Origin of the sequence: Paenibacillus pasadenensis (genome assembly GCF_002864175.1) — a bacterium.
Lineage (GTDB): Bacteria > Bacillota > Bacilli > Paenibacillales > Paenibacillaceae > Paenibacillus_O > Paenibacillus_O pasadenensis.
This window is the reverse complement of sequence record NZ_NFEZ01000004.1, coordinates 2,627,672-2,646,233: the sequence shown is the minus strand read 5'-3', so window position 1 is coordinate 2,646,233 and position 18,562 is coordinate 2,627,672. Positions and strand designations below refer to the sequence as shown.

The 18,562-nt window shown below is 65.8% G+C and carries 15 protein-coding genes; 3 read left to right on the top strand and 12 right to left on the bottom strand.

Annotation, left to right across the window (positions count from 1 at the left end):
* Positions 1-3: 3 nt before the first annotated feature.
* Positions 4-2,043, bottom strand: a complete 2,040-nt coding sequence (locus B8V81_RS20960) for an endonuclease MutS2 (RefSeq protein ID WP_101809117.1) — start codon at positions 2,041-2,043, stop codon at positions 4-6.
* 547 nt (positions 2,044-2,590) lie between these two features.
* Here B8V81_RS20960 and B8V81_RS20955 point away from each other — a divergent pair.
* Both B8V81_RS20955 and B8V81_RS20950 read left to right on the top strand, forming a co-directional pair.
* Positions 2,591-4,342 (top strand): ABC transporter ATP-binding protein, encoded by a 1,752-nt coding sequence (locus B8V81_RS20955; protein WP_028597665.1) that lies wholly within the window; start codon positions 2,591-2,593, stop codon positions 4,340-4,342.
* Entirely contained in the window at positions 4,323-6,194 is a 1,872-nt protein-coding gene (locus tag B8V81_RS20950) for an ABC transporter ATP-binding protein (protein WP_084136663.1), read from the top strand. The genes B8V81_RS20955 and B8V81_RS20950 overlap by 20 nt, the downstream gene beginning before the upstream one ends.
* 209 nt (positions 6,195-6,403) lie before the next feature.
* Here B8V81_RS20950 and B8V81_RS20945 read toward each other — a convergent pair whose 3' ends face one another.
* Genes B8V81_RS20945 through B8V81_RS20930 form a run of 4 tightly spaced genes read right to left on the bottom strand, consistent with a single transcriptional unit; the run spans position 6,404 to position 9,491 of the window.
* Positions 6,404-7,237 (bottom strand): MBL fold metallo-hydrolase, encoded by an 834-nt coding sequence (locus B8V81_RS20945; RefSeq protein WP_028597664.1) that lies wholly within the window; start codon positions 7,235-7,237, stop codon positions 6,404-6,406.
* A gap of 2 nt (positions 7,238-7,239) precedes the next feature.
* Positions 7,240-7,908 (bottom strand): GNAT family acetyltransferase, encoded by a 669-nt coding sequence (locus tag B8V81_RS20940; RefSeq protein WP_028597663.1) that lies wholly within the window; start codon positions 7,906-7,908, stop codon positions 7,240-7,242.
* A gap of 32 nt (positions 7,909-7,940) precedes the next feature.
* Positions 7,941-8,606 (bottom strand): GNAT family N-acetyltransferase, encoded by a 666-nt coding sequence (locus B8V81_RS20935; RefSeq protein WP_028597662.1) that lies wholly within the window; start codon positions 8,604-8,606, stop codon positions 7,941-7,943.
* Between the two features lie 24 nt (positions 8,607-8,630).
* Positions 8,631-9,491, bottom strand: a complete 861-nt coding sequence (locus tag B8V81_RS20930) for a carbon-nitrogen hydrolase family protein (RefSeq protein ID WP_028597661.1) — start codon at positions 9,489-9,491, stop codon at positions 8,631-8,633.
* 191 nt (positions 9,492-9,682) lie between these two features.
* Here B8V81_RS20930 and B8V81_RS20925 point away from each other — a divergent pair, with 191 nt between their 5' ends.
* A complete protein-coding gene (locus tag B8V81_RS20925) occupies positions 9,683-10,165 on the top strand; it encodes a C40 family peptidase (RefSeq protein WP_028597660.1) in 483 nt (160 codons plus the stop codon).
* A 195-nt stretch (positions 10,166-10,360) separates the two neighbouring features.
* Here the strand turns inward: B8V81_RS20925 and B8V81_RS20920 are convergent, their stop codons facing one another.
* The 7 genes from B8V81_RS20920 to B8V81_RS20890 all read right to left on the bottom strand — a co-directional run bounded on the left by B8V81_RS20920 (position 10,361) and on the right by B8V81_RS20890 (position 18,560).
* Entirely contained in the window at positions 10,361-11,734 is a 1,374-nt protein-coding gene (locus B8V81_RS20920) for a HAMP domain-containing sensor histidine kinase (protein ID WP_028597659.1), read from the bottom strand.
* Positions 11,731-12,429: a response regulator transcription factor gene (locus B8V81_RS20915; protein ID WP_028597658.1), complete on the bottom strand. Its 699-nt coding sequence runs from the start codon at positions 12,427-12,429 to the stop codon at positions 11,731-11,733. Before B8V81_RS20915 ends, B8V81_RS20920 begins: the two co-directional genes overlap by 4 nt.
* 32 nt (positions 12,430-12,461) lie before the next feature.
* On the bottom strand, positions 12,462-14,018 hold the full coding sequence (locus B8V81_RS20910; protein WP_028597657.1) for an ABC-F family ATP-binding cassette domain-containing protein: 1,557 nt from the start codon (positions 14,016-14,018) through the stop codon (positions 12,462-12,464).
* Between the two features lie 106 nt (positions 14,019-14,124).
* Complete coding sequence (locus B8V81_RS20905) at positions 14,125-15,750, bottom strand: serine/threonine-protein kinase (RefSeq protein WP_180968501.1); 1,626 nt, start codon at positions 15,748-15,750, stop codon at positions 14,125-14,127.
* A 116-nt stretch (positions 15,751-15,866) separates the two neighbouring features.
* Positions 15,867-16,883 carry an SAM-dependent methyltransferase gene (locus B8V81_RS20900; protein WP_028597656.1) on the bottom strand — a complete coding sequence of 339 codons (1,017 nt, stop codon included), beginning with the start codon at positions 16,881-16,883 and terminating at the stop codon, positions 15,867-15,869.
* Positions 16,880-17,671, bottom strand: a complete 792-nt coding sequence (locus B8V81_RS20895; RefSeq protein WP_101809470.1) for an ABC transporter ATP-binding protein — start codon at positions 17,669-17,671, stop codon at positions 16,880-16,882. The genes B8V81_RS20900 and B8V81_RS20895 overlap by 4 nt, the downstream gene beginning before the upstream one ends.
* Before the next feature lie 40 nt (positions 17,672-17,711).
* Positions 17,712-18,560: a deoxyribonuclease IV gene (locus B8V81_RS20890; RefSeq protein WP_101809115.1), complete on the bottom strand. Its 849-nt coding sequence runs from the start codon at positions 18,558-18,560 to the stop codon at positions 17,712-17,714.
* Between the last annotated feature and the right edge of the window lie 2 nt (positions 18,561-18,562).

Genomic DNA, 18,562 nt, shown 5'->3' with positions numbered 1-18,562 from the left:
CGATCACTCGTCGCCGCCCGGCGTCTCGATCTGCAGCCCGGGCACATGCTTGCGCGACATCCGATGCCTCGCCTTGCGGTTCTCCTTGCTGTCGAACACGATGTCCATATCGTAATCCGCGCCCGGATAGAGGCTGTCCCTGCCAATATAGAGGGACAGCCTTTTGCGGTTGAACGTCCTTTTTTCCTGCTTCACCTGCACGACCACCTCCCCTCTCGCATCCGCTTCCCGGTACACGATCCCCGTCCGCTTGAGCGGATGGATCCACACGCAATCCCCGACCGTGAATTCCTTGGGCTTCGGAGCAGGCTTGGAGCCGCGCAGCGGCTCCGGCTCGCGCGCATTGCCGCCCGCCTTCGGCGCATGGAGGTCCGATCCGGCAGCAGGCGTCCCCTGCACGGCGTCCGGCTGCCCGCCTCGCTCTGGCCGGCGCTCCTCGCGAGACGCCGACGGCTTGCGGCCGTTGTCCGCCTGGGATTGTGGACGCTCCCCTCCGGACGCCGCCGCATCCGGCCGAGCTCCGCCGCGCTTCAGCTCCTCCGCCCTCGCGAGCAGGCTTTCCGGCAAGCCGTACCGCCTCGCGATCGACAGCGCATAGCTGTCTCCCGCCTCGCCCGGCTCGAGCCGGTACAGCGGCCGCAGCGTCTCGGCGTCGAACGCCATCCGCGCGTTCATGCAGCGCGGCGTCCGCGAAGCGTAGGCCTTGATTTCGTTGAAATGAGTCGTTACGGCGACCTTCGTCCCTCTCGCTCCCAGCTCCTCAAGCACCGCGACCGACAGCGCGATGCCTTCCTCCGGATCGGTGCCGGCGGCGAGCTCGTCGAGCAGGACGAGCGTGGAGCTTCCTGCCGCCGCGAGGATCTCGGCCAGGATGGCCAGATGCGACGAGAACGTGCTGAGCGACTGCTCGATGCTTTGCCCGTCTCCGACGTCGGCGAGAATGTCGTCGAACCGCCCGAACTCGCTGCCTTCCTCCGCCGGCAGGAGCAGCCCCGCCTGCGCCATGAGCGCGAACAGGCCGATCGTCTTCAGCGCGAGCGTCTTGCCGCCGGTATTCGGTCCGGTGATGCAAAGCTGGTCCCAGCCGCCGCCGAGCTCCGCGTCGATCGGCACCGCCTGCGCTCCGAGCTTCGGATGGCGTCCGCCGCGCAGCCGGACGATCGGCTCGGACCGCAGCCGCGGCCGAGTGCCGTCATAGGAGCGGGACAGCTTGCCGCGCGCAAGAATGAAGTCGAACAGCGCCATCGCCTCCAGATTGACCGTCAGCGGCTCGGCATGGCTTTCGGCCATCGACGACAGCACGGAGAGGATGCGCGTGCGCTCCCGCTCCTCCTCCTGCTTCCACATCGCCAGCTCCGCCTGCAGGTCGGCGACGTCTGACGGCTCGATGAACAGCGTCTGTCCGCTCGCCGATTCGTCCCACACCGTTCCCGGCACGAGCCGGCGCTGATCCCTGCGGACCGAAAGCACGAAACGGTCGCCCCTGCGGCTGACGATCGCGTCCTGCAGGCTGCTCTTGTACTTGACGAGAGCCGCGTCGAGCTTGCGGCGGATGCGGTCCTCGGCTACTTGGGCGCTGCGGCGGATCCGCGACAGCTCGGGCGAAGCATGGTCGAGCAGCCAGCCGCCGCGGATGCAGCGGTCGATCTCCTCCTTGAGGACGGGACAGTCGCGCATCGAGTCGGCATAACCCGACAGCCGCGGAGCGAGCTCGCGCTTGGCGGCCATGTACCGCTTCATCTGCGCGATGGAGCCGAGCCAGGACGACAGGCCGGACAGCTCCTTTTCGTCATAGATCCGTCCCTTGCCGAGCAGCGCCAGGAACGAGCCGATGCCCTCCATCGCAGACAGCGGCACGCTGGAGCCGGCGCGCAGCAGCGCGTCGGCCTCCGCCGTCTCCTCCTGCCACGCTTCCGCCTGACGGAGCGAAGCCGTCGGGACATGCCGCTCCGCCAGCCGGCGGCCAGGCTCGGATACGGCGAGGTCAAGCAATTGTTGCTGAATGAAGCTATAGTCAAGGCGCATCATCGATGCGTGGTTCATAGGAATTGGCCTCCTCGAAGCAAAAATAGGGACATTCGATGGGTAAAACGGACTTCCGAAGGTTGGACAAGCCGATTCCGTCCGCCTCATCCTCTCGCCGGAACGCAAAAAAGACAGGAACGGAACGCAGAAGCGCTCCATTCCTGTCTCGCAGCGGATGGCCGTCCGCGCGCCGCCCGCTGAAAGAAGCAGGCGGCGGAATCGGACGGAATATCCGTCTATGGTCAGGGAGGATCCTTCGGTTCAGAGCTCGATCATGGACCGCTTCGAAAAAGCCTGCGGAAAGACGGCGCTTGCGCCGGCAGGCAAATCGAAGGCAGTCCTATGAAATTACGAGATCTGAACACCCTGGGTCATCAATAGCTCCCCTTTTCGGAAAAGTGGACAAAAGTCGATCGGAATCGGCCTTCCCTTATCCTACCCAGGTTCTCGGGCAAAAGTCAACCTTTGCTCCCCAGGCACTATTTTGGTACTAAAACGTTCTGCGCGGCTCGGTTGGAGGTATAATGAAGGCGAGGAAACCTTATCCCGAGGAGGAATGCCCAGGATGAAGGAACGCCTGCTGCGCCCGTATCTGGCCGCCAAGGCGCCGCTGTACGGCGCGGCGCTGCTGGCCATCGCGCTCGGCAACATCGTCCAGTCGCTGTACCCTCGCGTGCTCGGCGAATTCACCGACCGGCTGCAGCAGGAGGCGCTGACGCCGGTGCTGATCAGCCGCTCCGCGCTGATGCTCGCCGGCATCGCCCTGCTCTACAGCTCGCTCGCCGGCTCCGGCCAATACCTCATCATGAGGCTTGGACGAAACTTCGAGCGGCTGACGCGCAAGAGGCTGTTCAAGCAGTTCACGCGCCTCAGCGAGGCGTATTATGCCAAGCACGGCGTCGGCAGCATGCTCAGCTACGTGCTGAACGACGTCAAGTCGGTGCGGGAGGCGATCTCCGCCGGCTTCAACCAGACGGCCAACGCCGTCATCCTGCTCGGCAGCGCCGTCGTCATGATGGCGCTGTCGGGCTTGCCGCTCGGGCTCGTCGCGGTCTGCGTCTCTCCGCTGCTGCTCATCCCCCCGATCGTCGTCTACTTCGGCCCGCGCATCCGCGAGCGCTCGCGGCACGCCCAAGAGGAGCTCGCCGCCATGACCGAATCCGCGGAGGAGCAGATCGGCGGCATGCGCGTCACGCAGAAGTTCGCCGTGGAGCCGATGATGGAAGCCCGCTTCGGCGCCCGCGTCGACGGCGTCTACGGCAGCCAGCTGAAGCTCGTGCGGCTGAGCTCGCTGTTCCAGGCGCTGCTGCCGTTCCTCGGCTCCGCGTCGCTCGTCGTGACGCTCGCCGCTGGCGGCTACCATGCGCTCTCCGGCGGCATCACCGTCGGCATGTACGTCTCGCTGACGCTGTACGTGCGGCTCATGATCAATCCGCTCCAGCAGATCGGCAACGTCATCAACACGATGCAGCGCTCGCGCGCCAGCCTCGAGCGCATCCAGGAGCTGCTCGCGAGCCGGCCGGACATCGAGGATTCGCCGCAGGCCGTCGAGCTGCCGCAGCGGGCGGACATCGCCGTCCGCGGCCTGACGTACCGCTATCCCGGCTCCTCGCGGCCGGCGCTCGACCGCGTCGACCTCGACATCCGGCACGGCCGCACGACGGCTCTCATCGGGCGTACCGGCAGCGGCAAGACGACGCTCGCCAAGCTGCTGCTGCGCATGATGGAGCCTCCCGCAGGCGCGATCCGGATCGGCGAGGCCGACATCCGGGACGTGACGCTGCGCTCGCTGCGCGGCTCGATCGCCTACGTGCCGCAGGACGGGTTCCTGTTCAGCACGACGCTCGGGGACAATATCGCCTTTTCCAAGCGGGACGCCACCGAGTCCGAAATCGAGAGCGCTTCCCGCCAGGCGATGATCTACGAGCAGGCGCGGCAGTTCAAGGAAGGCTTCGGCACGCGGCTCGGCGAGCGCGGCGTGACGCTGTCGGGCGGGCAGCGCCAGCGCGCCAGCCTGGCGAGAGGACTCGTCAAGGAAGCGCCGCTGCTCATCCTCGACGACAGCGTGAGCGCCGTCGACGCGGAGACGGAATCGGCCATCGTGTCGAGCATCCGCCGCGTGCGCGCAGGCCGGACGACGCTCGTCATCGCCCATCGCATCAGCGCGATCCAGCATGCCGACGAGATCGTCGTGCTGGACGAAGGTCGCGTCGTCCAGCGCGGCACGCATGAGCAGCTGCTGCGCGAAGACGGCTGGTATGCCGAGCTGGCGTCGCTGCAGAAAGGAGGAATGGACCATGGCGGACAAGGCGCCTGAGCCGGACGCGGAGGAGCGCAGGCAGGAGCGCAGGCAGGACCGGCAGGATTCCCCGCCTGCCTCCGGCTCCGCGCCGGATGGAGCCGAGCGGACCGCCTGGCGCGGCCTGCTCTCCTATGCGAAGCCGTACCGCAAGACGTTCGCCGGCGTCGTCGCCTGCACCGTCATCGCGATCTCCGCGGATCTGCTGCAGCCGTTCCTCGTGAAAATCGCGATCGACGACCATCTGATGGGCGGCAGCGGCGAGCTCGGCCCCGTCCTGCTGCTGGCCGGGCTGTACCTGGCGCTGTCGCTGCTCGCCCTCGCCTTCAGCTACTGGCAGAGCCTGCTCGTCCAGCGGGCCGGGCAAGGCATCGTCTCCAAGCTGCGCAAGGATCTGTTCCGCCATCTGTCGCGCCTTTCGCCGTCCTTTTACGACCGCATGTCCAGCGGCAGCCTCGTCACGCATATGTCGGGCGATACGGAGACGGTAAGCCAGTTTTTCACGCAGGTATGCCTCAGCCTGTTCCGCGACGGGCTGACGCTCGTCTTCATCCTGTTCCTCATGTTCCAGCTCGATCCAGTGCTGGCCGGCTACAGCCTGCTGCTGCTGCCGCTGATCGCGCTGATCGCGGCCGGATTCCGCGGCTACATGCGCCGGACGTACCAGCAGTCGCGCACCCGGCTGTCGCGGCTCATCGCCTTCACGGCGGAGAATCTGAGCGGCATGAACCTCGTGCAGGCGTTCCGCCAGGAGCGCGAGCAGCAGCGGCAGTTCGAGGAGCGCAACGGCTCGTATTACGAGGCCAACCTGCGGGAGATCCGCACGAACGTGCTGTTCAACCGCTCGTTCGACCTGCTCGGCAACCTGTCGGTCGCTTTCGTCACCTGGCTCGGCGGTCGGGCCGTCTACGGGGAAGGGCTTGAGTTCGGCGTCCTGTACGCGTTCATCACGTACATCCGCCAGTTTTTCCAGCCGATCAACTCGATCACCCAGCAGTGGAACACGCTGCAGGCCGCCTCCGTCTCGATGGACCGCATCTGGAAGCTGTTCCAGACCCGCTCGGCGCTGCCGGAAGACGCATCCGCGGACGCCGCCGAGCTCGAGCGGATCGGTCCCGGAGCGGTGCGCTTCCAGGACGTCGAGTTCGGCTACGATCCGCAGCAGCCCGTGCTGCGGGGCGTCAGCCTCGACGTCGCCCCCGGCGAGACGATCGGCATCGTCGGCACGACCGGAGCCGGCAAGAGCTCGCTCATCAGCCTGCTCTGCCGCTTCTATGACGTGCAGCGAGGCTCCGTTTCGATCGACGGCGTCGACGTGCGCCATATCCCGCTCGCGCGCCTGCAGCGCATCGTCGGGCTCGTGCAGCAGGAGCCGTATCTGTTCTCCGGATCGATTCTCGACAACGTGCGCTTGTTCGATCCGTCGATTTCCGAGGAGGAGGCGCGCGAGGCATGCCGCTTCGTCGGCGCCGACCGCCTCATCCGACGGCTGCCGGACGGCTACGGGACGATGCTGAGCGAAAAAGGCAGCGGCCTGTCGGCCGGAGAGCGCCAGCTGATCAGCTTCGCCCGCATCGTCGTCTTCCGCCCGTCGATCCTCATTCTCGACGAAGCGACGGCGAACCTCGACTCCAGCACCGAGCAGATGGTGCAGCGGGCGCTCGCCGCCGTCTCCGCAGGACGGACGACGCTCGTCATCGCGCATCGGCTGTCGACGATCATGAACGCCGACCGCATCCTCGTCATGCGCAGCGGCAGCATCGTCGAGTCCGGCTCGCATGGCGAGCTGCTCGGCAAAGGCGGCTACTACGCGCGCCTGTACCGCCATTCGCAAGGCCAGCCGGACTCCGGCCGGCAGCCGGCCGGCTGATTCTCCTCGGGACCGCCGCGCCTACAGGCGGCAAGCGAGGGTCCGAACCGGCTGCCGGGCCTAAGCCCGCCCTATCGGCGGAAGGCCGCATTATCCGGACCGGCCGCCTGCAAGCTGCGTCCATGCAAAGAGCCCATCCGCCGGCTGCGGATGGGCTCTTTGCCTATTCAACTCCAGCGCGGAACGGCCGCGGGCGCATGGGGCGCCGCCTACTCCGGCTTCGCCGATCCTCCGAGCCGTCTCGTCAAGCCGGTCTCGGCGAACGCCATTCCTGCCGGCAAGCCGTAGTCGCGCATCAGGTCGATGTCATGCGAGAGATGGGTCAGCAGCAGCTCGCCGGGACGCAGCTCCCGCTGCAGCTCGATCGCCTCCTTCACGTCGTAGACGGAGCGCGTCTCGTACGGATGAGGCTCCTCGTAGAAATTCGTGCCGAGGATGACGAGCCGGCAGCCGCGAAGCGGAGCCTTCATGCCGTCGTCGAGGCCGATCGCATCGGAGCAGTACGCCCAGCTTGTTGCCGTCTCCTCCTGGTCGAAGCGGTAGGCGTAGGAATAGCCGTTGTAGCCGTGATGGACGCGCCAGCAGCGGATCGTCCAGCTGCCGAGGCGCAGCGGCTCGTCGCAAGGCATGAAGTCGATCCAGCGCTCCAGCCACGGAAAGCGGTCGAGGATCGTCAGGATGACCTCTGCCGGTGCGTAGGCCGTGCCTTTTCGGCCCTCGTAGCGGCAGGCGTCCGCCCACTCGACGAGCCCGCCGATGTGATCGAAATGCGCGTGCGTGATCAGAATGCGGCGCACCGAGCGAAGTCCGGCGGCCTCCATCTGCCGTCCCCAATCGGGACCGCAGTCGATCAGCGTCGCTCCTCCGTCCGCATCGAGTCCGTCCAGCAGCAGCGACGAGCGCAGCCGGCGGTTGAAGCCCGTCTCGCGGGCCTCCTTGCAGACCGTGCAGCTGCAATAAACGCGCGGCACGCCCATCGAGTCGCTCGTGCCGAGAAAACGGAGCTCGAGCGGGCCCGGAGCCCCGGCTTCGGTCGCGCCCATCGCTACAGCGGGAGCAGGGCGACGCGCTCTTGCCGCTTCAGCCCCGCCACCATGTCGTACCACTCCGCCGGCTTGGCCTCGATCGCCGAATAGTAGGTCTCGAGGAACTGCGCCGCCAGCGCGCCGGAGATGCCGTCCAGCTCCTCGTCCTTCGGAAGGAAGCCGAGGTCGAGGCCGCTCACCGCCCCGCCCTGCAGATCCCAGGAAGGATGCACGTAGTCGAGCTCCAGCCGCTTGTAGCCGATATGGGACAGCACCTCGCGGCGCACGATCGGATTCATCGGATCGGCTCCGCCAAAGCCATGCTCCGTGCGGTACGGATCGTAGATCTCCGCGAACATGCCGATCGGCTCCGTGCCGGATTCGGCCGCCAGGCGGGCGAGCTCCTTTTCCCGGCTGCGCAGCAGGAACCGTCCGACGCCGAGGCCGGGACGGCCGATGATCGTGAAATCGGTCATCGCGACGCGCAGCTGAGGATAATAGCGGTATTCGGTCGCGCCTACGGCCTCCCCGTCATGCAGGGCGACGCAGACGTGGATGCCCGGATCCTGAAGCGGCTCCGCCCACAGCTCGTAGGCGAGCACCTCCTCCGGCGGGAACACGTCCTGCAGCAGGCGGTGCAGCTTGGGGAAGTTCTCGTCCTCGATCGACGTGATGCGGTAGTAGTCCATGTCATCGCTCTCCTTGTTCGTCAAGTTCGTCTTCATCTGCGGGAATAGAACGGATTGCGCCATTCCATCATCGCGGCATAGCCGCATGATTCCTCGTCGTCCAAATAATTCGCGGCGACGCCGGCCGGCGTCCGCCCGCAGCGCAGCAGGAAGCTCATCACCGGATCCTGCAGCTCTCCGCGCAGGACGGCGTCGACATAGGCTTCGGCGCTCATCTCCGCCGCATGGCGGTGATAGCCCGGCAGGCGGCCGCCGCCGAGCAGCCGCTCCAGGCCGAGATGGACGACCGTCTCGCACATCGTCTGCATGAGCCATCGGCCGATGCCGCTCTTGCGGTACTCCGGCACGACGCAGATGTCGACGACATACAGCGTCTCGCCATCCGGCTCATGGGTCGAGAGGCTGCCGTCCCCGGTCGCCTCCGCCCAGCTGCGATGCTCGCCGCTCGCGGCATGAAGCCTCATCCCGGTCATCGAGCCGACGATGACGCCGCCGACCTCGGCGCACAGCGCCCCTTCCGGGAAACGGCGGACATGCTCGGCGAGCTGCGGGCGCGTCCAGAGCAGCTCCTGCGGATAAGGCGGCGGAAAGCTCAGCCGCTGCGCCTCGATCAGCCCTTCGGCATCCTCGAGCCGATAGCGGCGGATGGCCGTCTCGACCGGCTTGCCCTCGTGAAGGACGTAAAGCGTCTTGTTCATGTCGCGTCAGCCGCTCCTTTCAGGTCAGAACCAGTCCGGATAAAGATCGGTGCGACGGTCGCGCCACGTCGTCACCGAGCCGGCCCGGCGCACGTCCTCCAGCAGCTGCAGGTCGAGATCGGCGACGATCAGCATGTCCTGATTGTCGTCGCCCTCGCACAGGATGCCCCGCGGCGGGAACGGAATGTCGTTGGGCGTAAGGACGGCGGCCTGTCCGTAGTTGGCGCGCATGAAGTCGACGCGGCGCAGCGAGCCGGTCGTGCCGGTCGTGACGATGTACACCTGGTTCTCCACCGCCCGCGCATGCGCGCAGTAGCGGACGCGGTAGAAGCCGTGGCGGTCGTCGGTGCAGGACGGGCAGTAGATGACGTCGGCGCCCTTGGCCCGCGCCATGCGCACGATTTCCGGAAACTCGATGTCGTAGCAGGTCAGCATCGCGATCGTGCCGAAAGGCGTCTCGAACACCTCCAGCCCGTCGCCCGGAGCCATGTTCCATTCCTCGACCTCGGTCGGCGTCAGATGGAGCTTGGCCTGCGTGCGGATGCCGCCGTCCGGGTAGAACAGATAAGCGGTGTTGCGCAGCTTGCCGTCGTCCGAGCGGACGACATGCGTGCCGCCGACGATGTGCATGCCGTACTCGGCCGCCAGTCCCTGGAACAGCTGCTCGTAGCGCTCGGTGAACTCCGGCAGGCGGCCGATGCCGAGCGGCCTTCCCTGCTCGTCTCCGATCGACAGCAGCTGGGTCGTCAGAAACTCCGGAAACAGCAGCATCTGCACGCCATATTCCGAAGCATTGCGCACGTAATGCGTCGCCTGGGCGGCGAATTCCTCGAAGCTGCCGATATCCTCCAAGCGGTATTGAACCGCCGAAACTCTCACTTTCACCGCAAATCGCCTCCTTGAAACGCCTTCATGAGAAGATTCTCACGAAGTTCTCATATTGACGGGGGAATCGCGCCAGAACAGGAATCCTGCTCTTACTGGCAGAAATTAGGCTGCTCCCCGTATGGTATAGTAGCCTCAGTCGAAAAACACCCTAGTACACCGTACACCATGATGGAGGGACACCACAAGATATGCGCAAGAGCAACTGGAAAAAAACGATCGCCCGCCTCAGCCTCTGTGCTGCTATCGGCGTGGCTGGCATCCATATCGGATCGCTTCAAACGGCTTCGGCCGCTACGCCTGAGTCGGAGAAGCTTCTCGATTACGGCAAGCAGTACCTTGGCGTTCCTTACCGGCTCGGAGCCCCGAGCGGCGTCACCTACGCGTTCGACTGCTCCTCGTTCACTCAATACGTCTTCGAGAAAAACGGGATCACGCTCCCCCGCACGTCGTCGCAGCAAGCGCAAAAGGGCGATAAGGTCGCCCGCGGCTACCTGAGCAAAGGCGATCTCGTATTCTTCACGAACAGCAACGGCAAAGGCATCGGCCATGTGGCCATCTACGCCGGCTCGAACAAGATCCTGCATACATACGGCAAGACGGGCGTCACCGTCTCCAGTCTCGGCACCTCGTACTGGAACAAGCATTATGTGACCGCCAAACGCGTGCTGTAATTCGCATCGAAGACTTCGCATCGAAGCCTCCGGGCGCCCAGCTTTTGCAAGCTGGCGCCCGGAGGCTTTTTGCGTGCGCCGACAGGCGCTTTGGGCATTAGGCGCTCAGGCGCCAGGCGTTTGGGCGTTTTGGGCATCAGGCGTTTCTGGGCACCAGGCGTTCAGGCGCCGGCGCAAAAAAACACGTCTGGCCGCTCAGCGGCCGGACGTGTTTTTGAGCGTCTGCGGAAATTGCAGCGTAATCGTCGTGCCCTTGCCGGGCTTGCTGAACACGTCGATCTGGCCTTCATGCAGGTCGACGATGCGCTTGGCGATCGACAGGCCGAGTCCGACGCCGCCGGTCGTGCGGCGGCGCGCGCCGTCGACGCGGTAGAAGCGCTCGAACAGATGCGGAATCTCGTTCTCCTCGATGCCGATGCCCTTGTCGGTCACATGAATGCGCACCGACTGCTTGACCGAGCTGACCGTGACGTCGATCGGCTCCTTGCTGTACTTGATCGCGTTGTCGAGCAGGATGACGAGCAGCTGGCGGATCTTGTCCTTGTCCCCGGACATCCGCAGCCCTCCGGCGGACGTATGGACGCGGATCTGGCGCTGGAACGTCAGCTGCAGCATCGAAGCCAGCTCGTCCACCATCTGCACGACGTCGAACGTCTGCAGGCTGAGCCAGTCCTCCTGCTCCGCCTCGGCGAGCATGAGCATCGACTTCGTCAGGTTCTGCAGCCGCTCCGACTCCTTGGCGATCGCCTCGATCGCCTCGTCGCGGATCTTCACGTCGTCGCGGCCCCAGCGCTTGAGCATGCCGGCGTAGCTGCTGATGACGGTCAGCGGCGTCTTGAGCTCATGCGAGGCGTCGGCGACGAACTGCTTTTGACGGGCGAACGTGCGGTCGAGCCGCTCGATCATCTGGTTGAAGGCGCGGATAAGCTGCAGCAGCTCCGCCGACTCCTCCTTGTCGCCGATCTCGATCTTGCGCAGCTTGCCGCTGCGGTCGATCTCGCGCATCGTCTGCACCATGTGCTGGATCGGCGCCGTCAGGCGCGAGGTGAACCAGAATGTGCCGAAGATCGCGAACAGGATCGCCCCGATGCTCGTCACCGACAGCGCGGCGACGAGCACCTTCATGTAGCTGTCCTGCAGGTTCAGCTTGCGCTCGATCTCAAGCATGCCGATGATCTCCGAATCCTCGTACAGCGGCACCTTCATGTACAGGACGCGCGTGCTGCCGACGAACATCTCCCCCTGCACATGGTACGGCTCGAACTTGACCGGCAGCGCGAGCAGGTCGGTGTCGGAGCCCTGCAGGTTGACCGTCTTGCCGTCGGGCGTGATGATGCGGATCAGCTCGTTAACGTTGTAGAACTCCCGCAGCAGGCCTTCGTCGGACAGATGGTCCTTGTCCATGATCTTGTTGTTCTCGAGGATCAGGTTGACCTTGTTCGTCATGACCTGCTGCTCGCTGCGGGTCGTGATCTTGGTCATGAACAGATAGACGAAGATGTTGAACAGGATCAGGATGAAGATGAGCCAAAAGATGGTGAAAAGCGTGAATCGCTTGCGGAGGGTCATGCCTCCGGCTCCTTCATCATGTAGCCGACGCCGCGCACCGTATGGATCAGCTTGTGGCGGAAGCCCTTGTCGAGCTTCTGGCGCAAGTAGCGGATATAGACGTCGACGAGATTCGTCTCGCCCATGAAGTCGTAGCCCCACACCTCGGAGAGGATCTCCTCGCGGGATTTCTCCTCGTTTTTATGCTGGGCGAGGTAGACGAGCAGCTCGAACTCCCGCGGCGTCAGATCGATCGCGAGCTCCTTGCGGAACACCTTGCGGGTGCGGAGCTCGACCGTCAGATCGCCGATCTTGAGCAGGTCGGAGCCTTCGGATTCCTTGGGATTCTGCTGGAAAATGCGGAGCAGGTTGCGCACGCGCGCGAGCAGCTCCTCCATGGCGAAGGGCTTGGTCACGTAGTCGTTCGCTCCGTGCTCAAAGCCGCTTACCTTGTCGGGAACCGTATCGCGGGCCGTGATGAGAATGACGGGAATGGGATTGCCGGCCTGCCGCAGCCTGCGCAGCACCTCGATGCCGTTGAGCTCTGGCAGCATGACGTCGAGCAGGACGAGGTCCCACTCGCCGGAGGTCGCCTGCATGAAGCCGCTGCGGCCGTCCGCGGCATGTCCGACCTCATAGCCTTCATGCTCCAGCTCGAGCTGGAGGATGCGGGCGATGCTCTCTTCGTCTTCGATTACCAGGACGCGTTCATTCATTCTTGGATGTCACCTGCTTTCCGGTTGGATAGCTAGCTTTGAGCCTGCTTGAGCGACCACGATTCGACGTCCCACGTCTTGGTCACCCAGCTCTCGTAGAAATCCGGTTCATGCGAGACGAGCACGACCGTGCCGCGATACCCTTCGAGGGCGCGCTTCAGCTCGGCCTTGGCGACGACGTCAAGATGGTTCGTCGGCTCGTCGAACAGAATCCAGTTGCTCTCGCGCAGCATCAGCTTGCACAGCCGGACCTTGGCCTGCTCGCCGCCGCTCAGCTGGTTGAGGGCGCGGGTAATATGCTCGTTCTTGAGGCCGCAGCGGGCGAGCGCCGCGCGCACCTCATGCTGGTTCATGCCCGAGAACTCGTTCCAGACGTCGTCGAGCGGCGTCATCGTCGGAGCTTTGGCCTCCTGCTCGAAGTAGGCCGGCAGCAGGTAGTCGCCCCGATACACCTCGCCGCCGAGCGGCTCGATGCGGCCGAGAATCGTCTTGAGCAGCGTCGACTTGCCGACGCCGTTGCAGCCGACGATAGCGATCTTGTCGCCGCGCTCGATCAGCATGTCCATCTCCGGCAGCAGCTGCTTCGTGTAGCCGATGCGCAGCCCCTTGGCCTCGAAGATCGTCTTGCCGCTCGTGCGCCCTTCGTTGAACTTGAACGTCGGCTTGGCGGCCTCCTCCGGCTTGTCGATGCGCTCGATCCGGTCGAGCTGCTTCTCCCGGCTCTTGGCCCGGCCCGAGGTGGACGCGCGGGCTTTGTTGCGCTGGATGAAGTCCTCCTGCTTCTTGATGAAGTCCTGCTGCTTTTCGTATGCGCCCAGATGCTGGGCTTTATTCAGCTCGGCCATCTCGAGGAACTTCTCGTAGTTGCCCGTATAGCGGGTCAGCCGCGCGAACTCCAGATGATAGATGACGCTGACGACCGAGTTCATGAAGCCCGTATCGTGAGAAATCAGGAGGAAGGCGTTGGGATAGTTGCGCAGATAGCCCGCCAGCCAGGTGATATGCTCCTCGTCCAAATAGTTCGTCGGCTCGTCGAGCAGTAGGACCGTCGGCTTCTCGAGCAGCAGCTTGGCGAGCAGCACCTTGGTGCGCTGGCCGCCGCTCAGCGCCGTGACGTCGCGGTCGAGGCCGATCGCGTTCAGTCCGAGGCCGTTGGCCATTTCCTCGACCTTGACGTCGAGCATGTAGTAGTCGCCGATCTCCAGCTCCTCCTGGATCTCGCCCATGCGCTCCAGCAGCGCGTCCAGGTCGGCGTCCGGCTCGCCCATGGCGGCCGTCACCTCGGACAGCTCCTGCTCCAGCACGAGCAGCGGCGCGAAGGCGTCGCGCAGCACGTCGCGGATCGTCTTGCCGGCTTCGAGCTTCGTATGCTGATCGAGGTAGCCGTAGCGGATTTTCGGCGTCCACTCCACGCGGCCCTCGTCTTTGAGCTGCTTGCCGGTCAGGATGTTCATCAGCGTCGACTTGCCCGCGCCGTTGGCGCCGACCAGGCCGACCCGCTCGCCTGCGAGCAGGCGGAAGGAGACCTCCTTGAACAGGATGCGGTCTCCGAATGTATGCGATAAATTTTCTACGGTGAGTAAGCTCATGAGTGGTTGATTTCTCCATTCCTTTGAAATGCGAAGGAAACCGGATCAGCGGCCCCTAATAGGTGATTGTACCATAAACCGCCCCTTCTTGGCTCCCCCTCCCGAGCTAAAAGTGCAGCTTCGCGGCGAGACGCTCCAGAAGCGGCGACAACGCTCCGCGCACCGCCGCTGCCGCCGCTCCGCGCCGCGGCAGCGGGAAGCCCTGCCAGAGCAGCTCGTACCACGATTCCGGCTCCAGGAACGGCATCTGGGCGTCCGGCCGGGCCGGCAGCAGGTCGAGCCACTCGCGCCTTCCCGCGAAGCGGACGTCCTTGTTGGCGACCCAGCGCATGCGGTCCGGTCCGAGCCGGGCGGTCAGCTCCTCCAGCCGCTGCAGGCGCTCGCGGCTCCAGCGGGACGGATCGGGATCGGCGACGACGATGACGGCCGCCGAGGCGGCGACGGTTCGCAGCGCTTCGTCCCCGGTCCACCCGGAAGACCAGTCGAGCAGCTGCAGCGCCCCGGCGCGGCTTCTCAGCATGAGGTCGAGCCTCGCCGCCGCCTCGTCCCGCTCCAGCCCTGGTGCGGCAGCCAGCCGCGGCAGCCATTCGACGCCGTCCTGCAGCCAGCGGCCGAAACGCGGATCGAGCGCGGCGGGCAGCGGCTCCGGCGCTCCGAGCAGCGTCCGCCAATGAGGACGGACGCCGTCGAGCTCGGCCGCCTGCACCGGCCAGCCGCGCTCGGCGGCGAGCCGCGCCAGCATGAGGCAGACGAACGTCGCTCCGCTGCCCGGAGACAGCGACAGCACGGAGAGCCTGCCCGGCGCCGCGACGCGCGGCAGCCCCGCCGGGAAGGCGGCTGTCGGCGCGGCGAACGACGGCAGGCCGCCGGCCGCCGGCGCCTCTCCCTCCGCCTCCAGCCAGCTGCGGATCGCCGCCTCCGCCTCGCGCATGCTGGCGTAGCGGCGGCCGCGCTCCTCCTCCAGCAGCCGCGTCAGCCAGTACGGCAGCTCCCTCGCCCGCCCCTCGTGTCCGCGCCGTCCAGGGAGCGCGCCGCGCATGAGGCGCACGAGCAGGCAGCCGAGCCCGTACATGTCGGTGCGGGCATCGCTCTGCTCGCCGGCGAGCTGCTCCGGCGCCGCATAGCCGGGCGTGCCGAGCTGCGTCGTGTCGGACGCCGCTTCGGGCGAGAAGCGGCGGGAGATGCCGAAGTCGATTAGCATGAGCTTCCCGGAGCGCGCGGCCATCACGTTGGCCGGCTTGAGGTCGCGATGGATGATCGGCGGACGCTGCTCGTGCAGGTAGGCGAGCGCGGAGCACAGCTGCAGCGCCGCGGCGGCCGCCTCTAGCGCCGTATAGCCGTCCGGCCTGGCCCGCGCCTCCTCCTCCAGCGTGCAGCCTTCGATATAATCCATGACGAGCATTTCCGGCTGTCCTCCCTCCGCAGGGAAATAATCGTACAGCCGCGGCAGATGCGGATGCTCCAGCTTCATCTGCAGCCTCGCCTCGTCGGCGCTCGGACGCTCGCTCCAGCTTCCGGCCGGCTTCAGCTTGAGCGCCCGCAGCGCGCCCCCGAGGCGCAGATCCTCGGCCGCATACACTTCCCCCATGCCTCCTTTGCCGAGCAGGCTGAGGATGCGGTAGCGGCCTCCCTGCACGTCGCCGGGCTGCAGCCAGCCGTCTTCCTCCCGCTGGCCGAGCGCCTCCGTCTCCGCCGCCAGCCCCGTCCGTCTTCCGTCTTTCTTCCGCAGCATGCCGTTTCCCCTTTCCCGAATGAAAAAAAGCATCCCGCCGCAGGCAGACTTCTCCCCATAGAGAGTCTGCCGGCATGCGGGATGCTTTCCCGTTTGAATGATGCCGTTCTTATTATTTATCGTTTCGTCATGCAGAGGGTCATTTCCTCCCGGTTGTGGAAAAGCTGGCGCGCGCCGACGATCTCGAACGCCTCGCCGAAGCGCTGCATCACCTCGCGGATCGTCTGCAGCGGCTTGCGGTGCATAAGCTTGATCGTGACGATCGCCGTGCCTCCGCTTTGCAGCGCCGGCGCGAGATCGAGCACGAGTCGGCACATCTGCATCGGGCTCCAGCTCATGTCGCAGACGAGCAGATCGAAGCTGCCCGGGGCGAACTTGACCTCGGAGGCGTTTTTGCGCAGCACGGTCAGCGTCCGGTACGCCTGCAGCGAGGGATGGAGCTCGGCGGGGTCGACCGCCGTCACCTTGAGCCCGCGCTCGAGCAGCAGCGACGTCCAGCCGCCCGGCGCCGCGCCGATGTCGAGCGCCCGCGAGTATCGCGAGTAGTCGAGCCCGAATTCGCGCTCGGCCTCGAGCAGCTTGAACTTGGCCCGCGAAATCTGGCCGTCCTCGCGCTGGAAGCGGACGGCTCCGCCCGGCCAGTCGCTCAGCATCTCCTGCGGCGTGCCGATGCCCGCATACAGCGTATCGCGCGCCGCGTAGACGGCGACGAGCGCATCCGGCTGCTTGTGCGCCGGCTCCGCTCCCGCTTCGGCCAGCACGGCGTCGAGCACGGCTCGCGCGTCGGCGGCGGAATAAGGGAACGGGCTGCCCTCCGCCTTGCGGATATGGACGCCGACCCGCTGGCCGGCGAGCTGGCCGCGCGCGAGCCGCAGCCAGTCGCTCAGCCAGTCGAGGTCGTCGGCGTCGAGCGACATCGCGCGCGACGCGTCGACCGGCTGCAGATGGCGCAGGAAGATCGGCTTGCGGGCCTGGATCGACTCCAGCACCTCATCGCGCCCTTGCGGCAGCTGCATCAGAAACGTCTCGCCCGGCGACAGCTGCGAGAGCGACATGCCCTCGAACTGCCGGCGGAGCTCCTCCATCGCATAGGAGGCGTATTGCTTGTTGGCGGTACCTATCCAAACGGTCAATTCTCTACACCATCCGCTCTTACTTTTATCCATGGCCTGCCGTAATCCCAATCCACCTCGATCGGCGCCTCGTACGCCTGCGAGAGCACGTCGCTCCGCAGCACCTGCTCCTTGGGGCCTGCATGAAGCAGGCTGCCCTCGTGCAGCAGCGCCACATGGGTAAACAGCGGCAGGATCTCTTCCATATGGTGAGTCACATACAGCACGGTCATCCGCTCGTCCGTCAGCCGGGCGATCGACGCCAGCAGCTTCTCCCGCTCATGCAGATCGAGACCGGAGCACGGCTCGTCGAGAATGAGCAGCTCCGGCGAGCTCATGAGGGCGCGGGCGAGCAGCACCTTCTTGCGCTCGCCCTGGGACAGCGTGCCGAGCGGCTGCTCGGCGGCATGGGCGAGCCCCGCCCGCTCGAGCTGGGCGAGCGCCTTGCTTTTGACAGCGGGGTCGATCTCCTGATAAAAGCGCAGGAAAGCGTATTCGCCCGTCGCCACGACTTCCCAGACGGGATCGGCGAGCGCCAGCTTCTCGAGCAGCGACTGGCTGATATAACCAATCCGCTTGCGGACCTCGCGCACGTCGCATTCCCCATAGCGGAAGCCGAGCACGTCGAGCGTGCCGCTCGTCGGGAACAGATAGCCGGTCATCATCTCGAGCAGCGTCGTCTTGCCCGAGCCGTTGCGGCCGAGCAGCACCCACTGCTCGCCGCGGCCGATCCGCAGGCTGACCTCGTTCAAAATCGTCCGCTGGTCCCGCTGCAGATGCAGCCGGTCCAGCTCTATGACAGCCGTCATGGGCATCCCTCCTCACGGTCGATCGTCTTGCCGCAGCGGTTCATCGCCGGCCCTCCGCTTCCGCGCCGAGCAGCCTCTCCAGCTGGCCCTCGTAGCCGCCGCCGTCGTCCTGGCTCGTCTCCAGCACGGCAGGCACGCCGGGAAAATGGCGCAGCAGCCAGCCGAGCCCGGCCAGTCCGAGCTCGCCCTCGCCGATCCGGGCGTGCCGGTCCTTGCGCGAGCCGGACGGGTAAACCGAGCCGTTGAGATGAAGCGCCCGCACCTGCCCCCGCGCCGCGGCTCCGGCCGCGGAGACCGACCATGTCGGCTGCTCGCCGCCGTCCCAGACGCCGCTCGCGAACAGATGGCAGCTGTCGATGCAGATGCCGAGCTTGTCCGGCTCGCGGCATAGCGCCAGCACCTGCGCCAGCTCCTCCATCGTCATGCCCATGAAGCCGTGGTTGCCCGCCTGGTTCTCGATCAGCAGCCGGCAGCGGCCGTCCCAGCGCTCGGTGATGAAGTCGAGCGTGCGGATCATCAGCTTGTACCCTTCCAGCGGGTCGCCGTCCTTGTAGACGCCGAAATGCACGACGACGCCCGAGGATCCGCAGCTTTCGGCGATGTCGAGATCGTTCAGCAGCGAGAGCGCCGTCCGCTCGCGGGTGCTGGCATCCGCCGAAGCCAAATTGCACGGATACGGCGAATGGGCGATCGAATCGATGCCCCGCTCGACGCAAAACTCGCGGCAGCGGCCCGCATCGCCGCGATCGAACGCCTTGACGCCGAGCGAGCGCGGATTTTTGGGGAAATACTGGAACGAGCCGCAGCCGATCGCCGCGGCCCGTTCGGCCGCCGCACGGTAGCCGCCGCGCGTGCTCACATGGCAGCCGAGCCTGCCGAAGCGGCTCATCG

Excerpts from the sequence above, each read along its gene's own strand:
- B8V81_RS20960 (WP_101809117.1), bottom strand. The coding sequence starts at position 2,043 with ATGAACCACGCATCGATGATGCGCCTTGACTATAGCTTCATTCAGCAA.
- B8V81_RS20920 (WP_028597659.1), bottom strand. The coding sequence starts at position 11,734 with ATGACCCTCCGCAAGCGATTCACGCTTTTCACCATCTTTTGGCTCATC.
- B8V81_RS20895 (WP_101809470.1), bottom strand. The coding sequence starts at position 17,671 with ATGACGGCTGTCATAGAGCTGGACCGGCTGCATCTGCAGCGGGACCAG.
- B8V81_RS20940 (WP_028597663.1), bottom strand. The coding sequence starts at position 7,908 with ATGGACTACTACCGCATCACGTCGATCGAGGACGAGAACTTCCCCAAG.
- B8V81_RS20905 (WP_180968501.1), bottom strand. The coding sequence starts at position 15,750 with ATGCTGCGGAAGAAAGACGGAAGACGGACGGGGCTGGCGGCGGAGACG.
- B8V81_RS20910 (WP_028597657.1), bottom strand. The coding sequence starts at position 14,018 with ATGAGCTTACTCACCGTAGAAAATTTATCGCATACATTCGGAGACCGC.
- B8V81_RS20890 (WP_101809115.1), bottom strand. The coding sequence starts at position 18,560 with ATGAGCCGCTTCGGCAGGCTCGGCTGCCATGTGAGCACGCGCGGCGGC.
- B8V81_RS20915 (WP_028597658.1), bottom strand. The coding sequence starts at position 12,429 with ATGAATGAACGCGTCCTGGTAATCGAAGACGAAGAGAGCATCGCCCGC.
- B8V81_RS20955 (WP_028597665.1), top strand. The coding sequence starts at position 2,591 with ATGAAGGAACGCCTGCTGCGCCCGTATCTGGCCGCCAAGGCGCCGCTG.
- B8V81_RS20950 (WP_084136663.1), top strand. The coding sequence starts at position 4,323 with ATGGCGGACAAGGCGCCTGAGCCGGACGCGGAGGAGCGCAGGCAGGAG.
- B8V81_RS20945 (WP_028597664.1), bottom strand. The coding sequence starts at position 7,237 with ATGGGCGCGACCGAAGCCGGGGCTCCGGGCCCGCTCGAGCTCCGTTTT.
- B8V81_RS20935 (WP_028597662.1), bottom strand. The coding sequence starts at position 8,606 with ATGAACAAGACGCTTTACGTCCTTCACGAGGGCAAGCCGGTCGAGACG.
- B8V81_RS20925 (WP_028597660.1), top strand. The coding sequence starts at position 9,683 with ATGCGCAAGAGCAACTGGAAAAAAACGATCGCCCGCCTCAGCCTCTGT.